The 13,740-nt window shown below is 70.1% G+C and carries 6 protein-coding genes; 5 read left to right on the forward strand and 1 reads right to left on the reverse strand.

The annotated features are described in order from the left end of the window. Positions 1–8: 8 nt before the first annotated feature. On the reverse strand, positions 9–1,160 hold the full coding sequence (locus tag BM43_RS27165) for a KpsE/RkpR family capsule polysaccharide export protein (RefSeq protein ID WP_036048123.1): 1,152 nt from the start codon (positions 1,158–1,160) through the stop codon (positions 9–11). Positions 1,161–1,606: 446 nt separating this feature from the next. Here BM43_RS27165 and BM43_RS27170 point away from each other — a divergent pair, with 446 nt between their 5' ends. Genes BM43_RS27170 through BM43_RS27190 form a run of 5 tightly spaced genes read left to right on the forward strand, consistent with a single transcriptional unit; the run spans position 1,607 to position 13,706 of the window. Further along, positions 1,607–2,812 (forward strand): capsule biosynthesis protein, encoded by a 1,206-nt coding sequence (locus BM43_RS27170; protein WP_036048122.1) that lies wholly within the window; start codon positions 1,607–1,609, stop codon positions 2,810–2,812. Beyond that, the gene (locus BM43_RS27175) at positions 2,805–3,596 is read left to right on the forward strand and encodes an SDR family NAD(P)-dependent oxidoreductase (protein WP_036048120.1); all 792 of its coding nucleotides are present in this window, start codon (positions 2,805–2,807) and stop codon (positions 3,594–3,596) included. The genes BM43_RS27170 and BM43_RS27175 overlap by 8 nt, the downstream gene beginning before the upstream one ends. Before the next feature lie 26 nt (positions 3,597–3,622). Continuing rightward, positions 3,623–5,134 carry an LTA synthase family protein gene (locus BM43_RS27180; RefSeq protein ID WP_036048117.1) on the forward strand — a complete coding sequence of 504 codons (1,512 nt, stop codon included), beginning with the start codon at positions 3,623–3,625 and terminating at the stop codon, positions 5,132–5,134. A gap of 2 nt (positions 5,135–5,136) precedes the next feature. Then, positions 5,137–12,789 carry a type I polyketide synthase gene (locus BM43_RS27185; protein ID WP_036048114.1) on the forward strand — a complete coding sequence of 2,551 codons (7,653 nt, stop codon included), beginning with the start codon at positions 5,137–5,139 and terminating at the stop codon, positions 12,787–12,789. After that, complete coding sequence (locus tag BM43_RS27190) at positions 12,786–13,706, forward strand: UDP-3-O-acyl N-acetylglycosamine deacetylase (protein ID WP_036048111.1); 921 nt, start codon at positions 12,786–12,788, stop codon at positions 13,704–13,706. Before BM43_RS27185 ends, BM43_RS27190 begins: the two co-directional genes overlap by 4 nt. Positions 13,707–13,740: the final 34 nt, after the last annotated feature.

The following is a 13,740-nucleotide window of genomic DNA, read 5'->3' on the forward strand; positions in this document are numbered from 1 at the left end:
CCGAACCCTCAGTCGTGGTGTTCGCGCACACCCGCGAGCAGCAACTCGAGGATGCCCCAGGCGATGATGCCGAGCGCGAACACCTCGAGGATGCTCTTCAGTCGCTTCGGTTCGATGGCGACATCGGGCGTGTTCGGCTCGACCAGGCGCTCGAGATAGAGCTGCTTGCGCTGGGCATCGGCACGCGCATTCTCCAGGGCTGCCATCGCCGAGGCCAGTTGCTTGTCGGCAAATTGCGAGTCCAGCTGCATGCGCGCATACACGGCGGCCTTGTCGGCCAGCGAGTTCTTGCCTCCGGCAACTCCGCTGGTGGCGGCCGTGATCTGCTTTTCCAGGTTGGCGATATTGGTCTGCAGTACCGGGATCTGCGGATTCTTGGGCGAGATCGACTGGAGCTGGACCAATTGGGTCTGCGCCGCCAGCATCTGTGTCTGCAGGGCCGTGACCTGCTGGAGCTGGAGCGCCGACTGTCGGTCGGGATCGAACACCGTATAGGTCCGGCGATAGGCCGCCAGTGCGGCGGCGGCGTCCTTCGCCTTGGCGGCTGCGACGTCGACCTCGCCCTGGGCGAACGTTACCGTATCGCTCACCGCCCTGCGATTCATGCGGTTGATCAGCCGCTCGCTCATTTCCAGCAGGCGCTCGTTGATCTTTTCGGCGTCCTCTGCCGTATACGCCCTGATCTGCAGCTTTGCGATCGCGGACGTCGAGTCGAATTCGATGTCGACGATGCGCTTGCCGTAGTATTTCCACAGCGATTCGAAGCTGCCGTCCGGCCAGCGGTGGAAACGGCTGATCACGTCGCCATGCTCCGAATAGGCGTCGGCGACATAGTTGCCGACGTTCAGCTCGCGCAATGCGTCGCGCGATTCGATGTAGTCGATCACCGGGTAGGTGTCGTCTTGGGCGCGCGAGAAGCCCGTGCCCTGCAGCAGGGCGCCGACGAGGTTGGTCTGCGATTGCTTTTGCGGGCTCCTGACGACGAAGCGCGATTCCGACACATAGACGTCGGATGCAATCAAACCGTAATACAGCACGGCCAACGTGGTCGGCAACGCGACAGTCAGGAGGAACAGGCGATTGACTTTCTTGAGACGCTGTCCGAGGCTCGGCTTGGTGCCGGAGGAGGGGGGCAGGTCGCTGCTGGTTACGTTTTCCAACTTTGTTCCGTCACGTTGAGAGGCTGCGTAGTCCGACGAGCGGCGGACAAAAATGCCCGAATCCGCGAGCGGGGCGGGGCCGGCGTCGCTGCCTTGCCGGGTGTGTCGGTGGTGCGCAGCAGGCCCGTGTACTCACCACACCAAGCGATGTGGTGCCGTTCGATCGATCGCGTGTCATCGTTCACCAGAGGCGGCTGATTATAGCCAGCCTGGTCCACTTTAGCCATCCGCGCGCCGGCCGTGTCAATCGCAAGCTTCAAGTTTGGTGAAGTTTTTGAGTCAGGCTGTTTTTGTTTGTATCAGAATGCTATATTCGGTGACGGTCCGAAACGGGACTCGACTCGCCGGCAAGATTTCGAATAAGGTTCACCGAGCGGTGTCGCCGAACGCCGCCGAGTGTCGCTCGGGCGCCCCCGCAAGTCCGCACTGTCCGTTATTCAATACCGATGCCTCGCTCATTTTTAGTGCTGCAAGGCACGGCTTCCTCGTTTTTCCGTTGTCTGGCCGAGGCGCTCGTCGCGCATGGCCACGCCGTGCATCGCGTCAACTTCTGCGGCGGAGACTGGTTCTATGGCAGAACTAAGCGTGCCTTGAATCACGGCGGGGCTGCCGCCGACCTGTCGGCCTGGTACACCGAACTGGTACAGCGCGAAAACATCACCGATGTCCTGATGTTCGGCGACTGCCGCGAAGTCCATCGGCCCCTGCATCCGATCGCCGAGCAATACGGCTTGCGCGTGCACGTGTTCGAGGAGGGCTATGTCCGCCCGCACTGGATCACGCTCGAGCGTCATGGCGTCAACGGCCGCTCGCGCATGCCGAGGGATCCCGCCGAGTATCTGCGCCTGCGTGAGCTCACCCCGGCTGCCGAACCCGGCGAGCCGACCGGCTACAATCTCTACGAACGTGTCTTCCACGACATCAGCTATCGCGTCGCCAACGCGCTGCTGGCCTGGCGTTTTCCCCGCTACCGCAGCCACCGGCCGCGCAACGGCTGCGTCGAATATGGGGGGCTGGCGTTTCGCGCGCTGCTGCAAGGGCGTCATCGCCGGCAGGCCGAGCGGGTCACGCGCGAATTGTTCGATGCCGGCCGCCCCTACTATCTGTTTCCGCTGCAGTTGAATTCCGATGCGCAGATCGTCGTGCACTCGCCGTTCGAGGGCGTGCGCGACGCGATCGACTACGTGGTGCGCTCGTTCGCCAGGCATGCCCCGCGAGATGCCATTCTGCTGATCAAGAACCATCCGCTCGACACCGGCATGATCGAGTATCACCGCTTCGCGCTGTCGATCGCGCGCGAGGCCGGCATCGGTGAACGGATTCGTTTCATCAACTCCGGGCACCTCCCGACCCTGCTCGAACGCTCGCGCGGCGTGGTAGTGGTCAACAGCACGGTCGGCCTGTCGGCGCTGCACCACGAGCGCCCCCTGATCGCGCTCGGTGCGGCGATCTACAATATGCCGGGACTGACTTGGCAGGGCAGGCTCGATGACTTCTGGCATCAAGGTGAATTGCCCGACATGATCCTCTATCACGCATTCCTCGACTACGTGATGCACCACACGCAGATCAACGGCGATTTCTACACGCGCACTGGCATCGAGATGGCGGTGCGCGGCGCGGTCGAGCGGCTGGAACGTGCGGATGCGTAGCCCCGTTCCGGCTCATATCGTCATCACCGGCGCGAGCGCCGGCCTGGGCCTCGCGCTCGCGCTGGCCCACGCCTCGCCGGGCGTGGTGCTGGGCCTGGTCGGACGCGACCCGCAGCGTATCGATGCGGCCGCAACGGCCTGCCGCGCACGCGGCGCGACGGTCGAGGCCGGCATCGTCGACGTGCGCGACGCGGCGGCGATCGGCGCCTGGCTCGATGCCTTCGATGCGCGCTACCCGATCACACTGCTGGTTGCCAATGCCGGCGTCGCCAGCACGATTGCCTCCGCCGACGATTGGGAGGACGGCGAACGTACCCGCGCGGTGATCGACACCAATCTCTACGGCATGTTGAATACCGTGCTGCCGGTGATCGAGCGCATGCGCGCGCGCCGTCGCGGCCGGATCGCGGTGGTGGCCTCGATCGCCGCCTTGCGCGGCATGGCGATCTCGCCCGCCTATTGCGCCAGCAAGTCGGCGATCAAGGCCTGGGCCGACTCCGTGCGGCCGCTGCTCAAGCGCGACGGCCTGGCCGTCACGGTGATCCTGCCGGGCTTCGTGAAGACCGCGATGAGCGACGTGTTCCCCGGCGACAAGCCCTTCCTCTGGAGCGCCGAGCGCGCGGCCGCGCACATCCGGCGCAAGCTCGAGGCGGGCCGCAGCGAGATCGCCTTCCCGGTCCTGCTCGCGTTCGGCATGCGCCTGCTGCCGCTGCTGCCCGTCGCGCTCGCGGACGCGATCCTCGACCGCTTGTCCTACCTGCCCGCGAAGGACCGCGCCAATTGAGCGCGTCGCTTGCCCTCATCCTGACCATGGTGCCGGCCATCGCGCTGTCGTTCGCGCTCGACGCGATCGCGGTGCCGCGCGCGCCGCTGGCGCGGCCGTTGCTGTCGTCAATGCTTCACATTCTTTCGGTAGGCTTGCTCGCCGGTCTGGCGTTCGCGCTGACGTCGCGGCCGATCTTCTCGGCCTGCGCGGCGCTGGCGCTGGTCGGGCTGGTGGCGGCCGTCAGCAATGCGAAGTACGAGTCCTTGCGCGAGCCGTTCGTCTTCACGGACCTGAGCCTGTTCAGCCAGTTGTTTGCCCATCCGCGGCTCTATCTGCCCTTCCTGAGCGCCGGCAAGGTTGTCGCGATCGGCGCGGGCATCGTGCTCGTGATCGCGGGCTTCGTCGCCGAGCGGCCCTTGCCGCCTGCCGCCGCCGCGCCGTCCTGGCTGGCGGTGGCGCTGTCGTTCGCGCTCGCGGTGGCGATCGCCGCGCGCCTGCCGCTCACGCTGGAGCCCTCGATCGACCAGCGCCGCCACGGCTTTTTCGCGGTATTCGTCGCCTACCTGCTCAATGGCCTGCGTCCGGCCACCTTCCGGCGCTTTCGCGAATGCCTGGCCGCCTCGCCGTTCGCGACCGGCGAACCGGCCCTGTGCCCCGACGTGGTGCTGATCCAGAGCGAGTCGTTCTTCGATGCGCGCCGGCTCGGCACGGCGATCGAGCCCGGCCTGTTGCGCTGTTTCGACCAGGCGCGCAGCGAAGCCGCCTGGCACGGCGAGATGACGGTGCCGGCCTGGGGGGCGAACACCATGCGCACCGAGTTCGCGGTGTTGACGGGCACCGCTTCCCGGTCGCTCGGTTACGCGCGTTTTTACCCTTACGCCTTCGTCAGGCGGCCGCTCGCCTCGCTGGCCGCCTGGTTCGGCCGTGGCGGTTACGAGACAGTCGCGATCCATCCCTATTACGCCGATTTCTTCGGACGAAACCGGGTATTTCCCTTGCTTGGTTTCGAGCGTTTCCTCGACATCGGTCATTTCGCCTCGGCATCGCGCGCCGGCCCTTACGTGGCGGACGCGGCGGTCGGCGAGGCGATCGTTGCGGAATTGGAGACGGCGGGGCCGGACCGACCGCGTTTCGTGTTCGCCATGACGATGGAAAACCACGGTCCCCTGCATCTCGAAACAGTGCAGCCGGGCGAGGCGGCTTCGCGGCATACTCTCGGCGACGATGCCCAATGGCGGGACCTGACCGCGTATTTGCGACATATTGAAAATGCAGATGCAATGCTCGGACGCCTGCTGGATCATTTGCGTTCGAGCGACAGGCGGACCGTGGTCTGTTTCTACGGCGATCATGTTCCGGCCCTGTCGCGTATTTTCGACGGGCTGGACGTGAGTCCGGAGCGCAGCGATTATTTCATCTGGCGGAATTTCGGGGTCGATAAACCCGAACGTCGGGACTTGCAGGCCGAGATGCTGGGGGGCCTGCTGCTGCAAGCGACACAGCAGGGTGGTGGAAGTCGCATGGACCAGTCGCGGGCACCAGAGAAAACGACATAAAGATGAACGGAAAGATTGCAATTGTTGGGATCGCATGCCGCTTTCCCGGGGGCGTCAATAATCCGGAAGCACTCTGGCGCCTGCTGCGCGACGAGCGCGATGCCGTCACGCAGATTCCGGCCGGGCGCTTCGGCACGGAGTTCCACCAGCATCCCTCCAAGCGCGAGCCCGGCAAGAGCTACACGTTCGCGGCCGGCGTGCTGGACGACATCGCGGGATTCGATGCGGCATTTTTCGGCATCTCGCCGCGCGAGGCGGCGCAGATGGACCCGCAGCAGCGCCTGCTGCTCGAACTCGCCTGGGAGGCGTTCGAGGATGCCGGCCTGCGTCCGCTCGACATGCGCGGCCGCGATTGCGGCGTGTTCGTCGGCGTGGCGAGCCCCGACTACGGCAATCGCAGCATGGACGACCTGAATTCGGTCGATCCGTACTCGGCCACCGGCAATACCCTCAGCATCGCCTCCAACCGCGTGTCCTACCTGTTCGACCTGCGCGGCCCGAGCCTGTCGGTCGACACGGCCTGCTCGTCCTCGCTGGTCGCGCTGCACCAGGCGGTGCAGGCGCTGCGCTCGGGTGAAACCGACATGGCGCTGGCCGGCGGCGTGAACCTGCTGATGCACCCGTTCGGCTTCGTCAGCTTCTCGAAGGCCTCGATGCTGTCGCCGCGCGGCCGCTGCCGCGCCTTCGACGCCAGCGGCGACGGCTACGTGCGCGCCGAGGGCGGCGCCTTCGTGTTGCTCAAGCCGCTCGAGCGCGCGCTGGCGGACGGCGACACGATCCACGCCGTGATCGCCGGCTCGGGCGTCAATTCCGACGGCTACACGCAAGGCGGCATCAGCGTGCCGGGCGCGGCCACCCAGGCCGAGCTGCTGCGCAGCGTCTATGCGCGCGCCGGCGTCGATCCGCGGGCGGTGTCCTATCTCGAGGCGCACGGCACCGGCACGGCGGTGGGCGACCCGATCGAGGCGCGCGCGCTGATCGAGGTGATGTCGGCCGGACGTCCTGCCGACAAGCCGCTCCTGATCGGCTCGATCAAGACCAATATCGGCCACCTGGAAACCGCCTCGGGCATGGCCGGGCTGCTGAAGGCCGTGCTGTGCCTGAAGCACCGCGCGGTGCCGCGCTCGCTGCACTTCCAGACGCCCAATCCCGCCATCGATTTCGCGGGCGGCCGGCTGCGCGTGGTCGAGCGCTACACCGCGCTCGACGGCGAGCACGAGGATGCGCCGCTCACGGTCGGCATCAACTCCTTCGGTTTCGGCGGCACCAATGCCCACGTGGTGCTGAGCTCGGCGCCCGCTGGAGCCGACATGCCGCGGGCCGCGGCCGTCGCGGCGGCGCCGGTTGCGCGCCTGTCGCCGCTGGTGCTGACGGTGCGCTCGCCGCAGGCCTTCGGCGCGCTGGCCGCGCGCTACCTGGCGGTGCTCGAGGGCGGTGCCGACTGGCAGTCGGTCGCGGCCACCGCCGCGCGGCGGCGCCAGTGGTTCTCCCATCGCCTGGTGATCGCACCGGCCTCGGTCGAGGAGGGGCGCGCCGCGCTCGCGGCGCTGGCCGCCGACGCCACCGCGTCTCCCGCCGGCGTGGTGCGCGGCGAAGCGCCGGCCGAGCCGGGCCGGGTGGCCTTGGTCTACTCGGGCAACGGCTGCCAATGGGCCGGCATGGGCCGCCAGCTCTATGAGGAATCGCCGCTGTTCCGCGCCGCGCTTGACGAGGTCGATGCGCTCTGGCGCGCCGACGGCAGCGCCTCGCTGATCGAGGCGATGCGCGTCGGCGTCGACGAAACCTGGCTGGCCGCCACCGAAAACGCCCAACCGCTGCTGTTCGCGATCCAGGTGGGCCTCACGCGCGTGTTGGCATCGCGCGGCATCCTGCACGACCTGACGATCGGCCACAGCGTCGGCGAGGTCGCGGCAGCCTGGGCCGCGAAGATCCTCACGCTGGCCGATGCGGTGAGCGTGATCAAGATTCGCAGCCGCGCCCAGGGCACCACCCGCAGCACTGGCCGGATGGCCGCGGTGGGACTGAGCGAGGCCGCCGCCAACGAAGCCATCGCGCGGCTCGGCCTCGCCGGCCTGGTCGAGGTGGCCGGCATCAACAGCGCCGAGGCGGTCACGCTGGCGGGTACCCTGCAGGGCCTGCAGGCGATCGAGGCGGCCCAGCGCGACAGCGGGCGCTTCTACCAGCTGCTCGATCTCGACTATGCCTTCCACAGCCGCCAGATGAACAGCATCGAGCCGCTGGTGCTGACGGAACTGGCCGGGCTCGCGCCGGCGTCCGGCGACGGCAGCTTCGTGTCGACCGTGACGGGCGCCAGGCTCGACGGCACCGCGCTCGACGCGCGCTACTGGTGGCGCAACATCCGCGAGCCGGTGCGTTTCGGCGACGGCATCGCGAGCCTGATCGCCGACGGCGCGCGGGTCTTCATCGAGGTGGCGCCGCATTCGATCCTGCGCAGCTACATGAAGCACGGGCTGGCCGCCGCGCAGGCGCAGGGCGCGGTGCTGCCCACGCTCAAGCGCCAGCAGGGCGGCGTGGCCACGCTCGACGGCGCGATCCTGTCGGCCGTCGCGCATGGCGCGAACGTCGATCTCGACCGCTTCGTGCCCGCGGCCCCGGCCGTGGCGCTGCCGACCTATCCATGGCAGCACGAGCATCATTGGCTGGCGTCGAGCGTCGAGGGCTACAACCTCGTCAATCGCCGCCGCGAGCATCCGCTGCTCGGCTACCGGCTGCACGAGCACGCCTTCGGCTGGGAGAACCAGCTCGACCCGGCCAAGCTGCCGCTGCTCGCCGACCACGTGGTGGACGGCGGCGTCGCCTTCCCCGGCGCGGGTTACGTCGAGATGGCGCTGGCCGCCGCGCGCGTCTACCTCGAAACGCACGAGGCGGCGCTCGAGAATCTCGAGATCCGCGCGCCGGTGGTGTTCCAGCCGCAGCAGGCCAAGCTGTTTCGCCTGCGCATCGATCCCGAGACCTCGGTGTTCCAGATCGAGACGCGCGACCGGATGAGCGACATGCCCTGGACGCTGAACGTGACGGGCCGCCTGCTGGCGAGCGGCACCACCCTCGACGCGAACTCGGTGGTGCCGAGCGCGACGCTGCATGCGCTGCGCGCGCAGCCGGCGCTCGACGGCGCGGCGCTGTACCAGAGCACGGCGGCGATCGGCCTCGAATACGGCCCGGCCTTCCGCTGGGTGCGCAAGGTGAGGGTGGCCGGCGAGACCGCGCTGGCCGAGCTGGCCGCACCCGCCGAGGCTGGCGACGCGGCCGCGCTGGCGGCCTGGCGCCTGCATCCGGCGCTGATGGACAGCGGCTTCCATCCGCTTTTCGTGCTGCTTGGCGGCGTGGCCGGCGACGGCGATCGCGCCGCCTACGTGCCGGTGCAGATCGGCCGGGTCGACTACCTGCGCGGCGACGCGATCGACCGCGTGCTGGTGCGCATCGAGCGCCGCAGCCCGCACTCGGTGGTGGCCTCGTTCGATTTCCTCGATGCGCACGGCAGCGTTACCGCGCGTCTGGCGGCCTGTCGCTTCCGCCGCATCGACCTGCTCGGCCGCCATCATGTGCCCTCGCGCTTCGTCTATGCGCTCGAACACCGGCCGCTGCCCGGCGAGACCAGCGCCGCGGCGCTGCCTGCGCCGGCGGAACTGCTGCGTGAGGCGGTGGCGAGGGCCGCGACGCACGAGGACGGCGCGCGCCGCGGCAAGCACCTGACCGAAATGCTGCCGCTGCTCGACGTGCTGGCCAGCCTCTACGCGCTGCGCGCGCTGGAGGCGATCGACGCGTTCGCGACGCCGGCGCTGCCGACCCATCCGCAGGCGGCGCTGATCGCGCGCCTGGCCGAAATGATCATCGAGGACGGCCTGGCGCATCGCGACGGCGAACGCCTGGTGCGCGACGACCAGGCCTGCGCGGCGCTGCCGCCGCTCGACGAGCTCTGGCGCGGCCTGCTGGCCGAATCGCCGCATCACGTCGCCGAGCTGACCCTGCTCGCGCATTGCGGCGCGGCCCTGCCGCGCGTGCTCAAGGGCGAGATCGAGGCCTCCCGTGTGCTGTCGCCGACTGGCAAGAGCCTGGTCGAGCAATTCTTTGACGCCTCGCCGAGCTGGGAGCACCTGCATGCGGTGATGGCCGGCTGCGCGGCGGCGGCCGTCGACGGCTGGTCCGCTCCGCGCCGGCTGCGCCTGCTGGAGATCGAATCCACCCGCGGCGACATGCTGCGGCCGCTGACGATGCGCCTGCCGGCCGATCGTTGCGAGCGCACCATCGTCGGCACCCCTGAGCAACTGGCGGCGTTCGATGCCGATGCGATGCCGGCGGTCTCGACGGTCGTGCAGCTGCCCGGCGAGCGCTTCGCGCTGAAGGCCGAGCCCGACGAACTCTACGACCTGGTGCTGGTGGATCGCGCCCTGGCCGGGCGCAGCGATCCGGCCGACGTGCTGGCCTCGATCGGTGCCTGGGTGGCGCCGGGCGGGCTGGTGGTGCTGGCCGAGGCGCGCCACAACCGTTTCGCCGACATCGTGTTCGGCCTGCAGTCGGCCGACGGCCGCACCGCCTCGCTGACACCGGCCGAGCTGGGCGCGCTCTGCGAGCGCGCGGGCCTGGTCGAGGTGGTGCGCCACGCCGAGCAGGACCTGGAACTGGAGGGCACGCCGAGCCTGGTGCTGGCGCGCCGTCCCGTTGCCGAGGCGGCGGCCGAGGCCGACGACGACAGCCTCGACGCGCTAGAACGTGCCGAGCAGTGGGTGGTGGTCACGGCCGGCGACGATGCCGAGCCGATCGGCACCGCCCTGGCCGACGCGCTCGCGCACGCGGGCCATGTGGTCGAGGTGGTCGATGCGCGGCGCAGTGCCGAATTCATCGCCACCATGCCGGCCACCGACGCGACTCACCTGGTGTTCTGCGCGCCCGCCGCGCGCTTCGACGAGGATGCGCCGGCCGAGCAACTGATGCAGGCGCAGGCCTCGGGTGCGATCGCCCTGGCGGCCCTGGTGCGCGCGCTCGACGCCGAGCATCGCGCGGCCGGCGTGCGCCTGTCGGTAGTGACGCGCGGCGCGGCCCCGTTCGAGGATGCCGCGCCGCAGGCGCCGGCCCACGCCACCCTATGGGGGCTGGGCCGCGTGCTGGCCAACGAGCATCCCGAGCTCGGCTGCCGGTTGATCGATCTCGATCCGGCGTGCGGCGTCGAGCCGGCGCGGCTCGCGCGCGAACTGCTGGTCGACGTGGCCGAGGAGGAGGTCCTGCTGCGGGCCGATGCGCGCCTCGTGCCGCGCATGCTGAGCGCCGAGCGCGCGGCCGCGCGCCGGCCGGCGGCGGCCCAGGTACCCGCCGTGCTGGCCTTCGAGGCGCCGGGGTCGTTGCGCAACCTCGAATGGTTCGCGCAGGCGCCGCGCACGCTCGGCGAGCACGAGGTCGAGATCGAGCCGGTCGCCACCGGCCTCAATTTCCGCGACGTGATGTACGCCATGGGCCTGCTCTCCGACGAGGCGGTCGAGAACGGCTTCGCCGGCGCCACCATCGGCATGGAGTTGGCCGGGCGCGTGCTGCGCGTCGGCCGCGAGGTGAGCGGCTTCGCGCCGGGCGACGCGGTGCTCGGTTTCGCGCCGGCCAGCTTCGCCACGCGCGTGGTGACGCGCGCCGACGCGATCGCCGCCAAGCCGGCGCGCCTCAGCTTCGAGGAAGCCGCTACGATCCCCACCACCTTCTTCACCGCCTGGTACGCGCTGGTCGAGCTGGCGCGCCTGCGCCGCGGCGAGCGGGTGCTGATCCACGGCGGCGCGGGCGGCGTCGGCATCGCGGCGATCCAGATCGCGCGCCACTTCGGCGCCGAGGTGTTCGCCACCGCGGGCAGCGACGAGAAGCGCGAATTCGTGCGCCTGCTCGGCGCCGACCACGTGCTCGATTCGCGCGGCCTGGCCTTCGCCGACCAGGTCCGCGCCCTCACGCGCGGGCAGGGCGTCGACATCGTGCTCAATTCGCTGGCCGGCGAGGCGATGGTGCGCAGCATCGACACGCTGCGCCCGTTCGGCCGCTTCCTCGAACTCGGCAAGCGCGATTTCTACGAGAACAGCCATATCGGGCTGCGTCCGTTCCGCAACAACATCAGCTACTTCGGCATCGATGCCGACCAGCTGATGGGCGTGCTGCCCGAGCTGACCGCGCGCCTGTTCGGCGAGGTCATGCAGCTGTTCGCCGACGGCACGCTGCATCCGCTGCCGTATCGCGCGTTCCCGGCCGAACGCGCCGAGGATGCCTTCCGCTACATGCAGCAGGCGCGCCAGATCGGCAAGGTGCTGGTCACCTATGCGCTGGGCACGCCGGCGCCCACCCATGGCCTGGCCGAGGCGCCGCGGCTCGCGCTCGATGCGGGCGCGGCCTATCTCGTGATCGGCGGCACCGGCGGGCTCGGTTTCGCCACCGCGCGCCGGCTGGTCGAGCGCGGCGCCCGCCACCTGAGCCTGGCCAGCCGCGGCGGCGTGCTGGGCGAGGCCGCCGCGGCCGAGGTCGCGCGCTGGCGCGACACGCTCGGCGTGACGGTCGAGGTGGCCGCCTGCGACGTGGGCGATGCGCGGGCAGTGACGGCGCTGGTCGAGCGGATCGTCGCGCGCGGCACGCCGCTCAAGGGCGTGCTGCACTCGGCGATGCAGATCGACGACGGCCTGGTGCGCAATCTCGACGACGCGCGTTTCGCGGCCGTGCTGGCGCCCAAGGTGGCGGGCGCCTGGAACCTGCATCGCGCCACGCGCGGCATGGCGCTCGACTGGTTCGTGCTCTATTCCTCGGCCACCACCTACCTCGGCAATCCGGGGCAGGCCAGCTACGTGGCCGCCAACAGCTTCCTCGAGGCGCTGGTCGCGCATCGCCGCGCGGCCGGGCTGCCGGCCAGCTTCATGGCCTGGGGGCCGCTCGAGGACGTCGGTTTCCTGGCGCGCCACGACGGCACGCGCGAGGCGCTGCAGGCGCGCATCGGCGGCGCGGCGATCCGCTCGGCCGAGGCGCTCGACGCGCTCGAACGCGTGCTGCTCGAGGGCGGCGCCGGCGAGGCGGTGGTGCGGATCGACTGGCAGGCGCTGTCGCGCGGCATGCCGGCGGCCGGCGCGCGCCGTTATGCGCAGATGCAGACGCGCGCCGGCAGCGATGCCTCGCGCGATGGCGGCGACAAGCTGCGTGGCCAGGTCGCCGCGCTGCCGCGCGAGGAGGCGGTGGCCCTGGTGTCCGAATCGCTGCGCGCCCAGATCGCGCGGATCCTGCACATGACGGCCGATCGCATCGCGCTCGACAAGTCGGTGCTCGAGATGGGCATGGATTCGCTGATGGGCATGGAGCTCGGCCTCGCGGTCGAGGAGGTGTTCGAGGTGAAGCTGTCGGTGATGGCGATCGCCGACGGCGCGACCGTGCAGTCGCTGGCGGGCCGCATCGTCGATTCGATCGCGGCCGCCGAGGTCAATACGGGTTCGGGCGGCGAGCGCGACGAGGTCGCCGCGCTGGCTGCCCGGCACGGACTCGACAGCGAGGCGAAGGCGGTGCTCAAGGTGGCCGCCAACGATCCGGCCGTCGAGGCGGTGGCCGCGGCGGAACAGGTCGCCGCGCAAGCAGCGCAGGGCGCCACGACCGAGCACAAGGGCAAGCTGGTCCGGCTCGGGGTCGTGCAATGACGGCGGCGCCGGACGGCTGGCAGGCCAGCGAGGGCACGCTCGCCGCCGAACTGGCGCTTGACGGCCACGGGCTGCATACCGGCCGGCGCGTGCGGGTGCGGATCCTGCCTGCCCAGGGCGATACGCCGGCCACGCGCGGCATCCGCTTCCGGCGTCTCGAAGGCGGCCGCGAGCTGGCCAGCTTCGGCGTCGATCCGGCGCTGCGTCGCGCGCAGCCGCTCTGCACCATGCTGCTGCATCCCGATGGCGTGGGCGTGCGCACCGTCGAGCACCTGCTCGCCGCGCTGCTGGCCAGCGAGATCGACCATGCCCTGGTCGAGCTCGACGCCGAGGAGATCCCGATCCTGGACGGCAGCGCGAGCCCCTGGCTGGCGGCGATCCGCGCCTGCGGGCGCCGCGCGCTGGCGGCGCCCAAGCGCTTCATCCACGTGCTGCGGCCGCTGACGGTGGCCGATGGCGAGGGCGGCGCGCGTCGCGAGATGCGCATCGAGCCGGCGCCGCGCTACGAGCTGAGCGTGCGCAACGACCTGAAGGGCTTCGGCGAGATGCACTGGAGCGGCGCGATCACGCCCGCGGCCTTCGCGGCCGAGATCGCGCCCTCGCGTTCGTATGGACGCGTCAAGTGGGCGGTGCCGGCGATCCTCGCCGGCTACCTGCGCGGCGTGCCGATCCTGCGCGGCGCGCGGCCCTCGTGCACCGCCTCGATCGTCGGCAGCCGCGTGCTGGGCGGCCTGCGCGTGCCCGACGAGTTCGTGCGCCACCGCGTGCTCGACCTGGTCGGCGACCTCGCCATGGCCGGCGCGCCGCTGCTGGCGCGCGTCACGGCGTTGCGGCCCAGCCACGAAATGAACTTCCGGCTGGTCGACGCGCTGCTGTCGACGCCGGATGCCTGGGAATGGGTCGAGCTCAGGGCGTAACATAACGAGCTTGACCAAGCACAGACGGGCGAAC

It is taken from the genome of Burkholderia gladioli (assembly GCF_000959725.1).
In the GTDB taxonomy this organism is placed as follows: Bacteria; Pseudomonadota; Gammaproteobacteria; order Burkholderiales; family Burkholderiaceae; genus Burkholderia; species Burkholderia gladioli.

What these genes read in the sequence shown, in the direction of transcription:
- BM43_RS27170 (WP_036048122.1), top strand. Translation starts at nt 1,607, where the DNA reads ATGCCTCGCTCATTTTTAGTGCTGCAAGGCACGGCTTCCTCGTTTTTC.
- BM43_RS27190 (WP_036048111.1), top strand. Translation starts at nt 12,786, where the DNA reads ATGACGGCGGCGCCGGACGGCTGGCAGGCCAGCGAGGGCACGCTCGCC.
- BM43_RS27180 (WP_036048117.1), top strand. Translation starts at nt 3,623, where the DNA reads ATGGTGCCGGCCATCGCGCTGTCGTTCGCGCTCGACGCGATCGCGGTG.
- BM43_RS27185 (WP_036048114.1), top strand. Translation starts at nt 5,137, where the DNA reads ATGAACGGAAAGATTGCAATTGTTGGGATCGCATGCCGCTTTCCCGGG.
- BM43_RS27175 (WP_036048120.1), top strand. Translation starts at nt 2,805, where the DNA reads ATGCGTAGCCCCGTTCCGGCTCATATCGTCATCACCGGCGCGAGCGCC.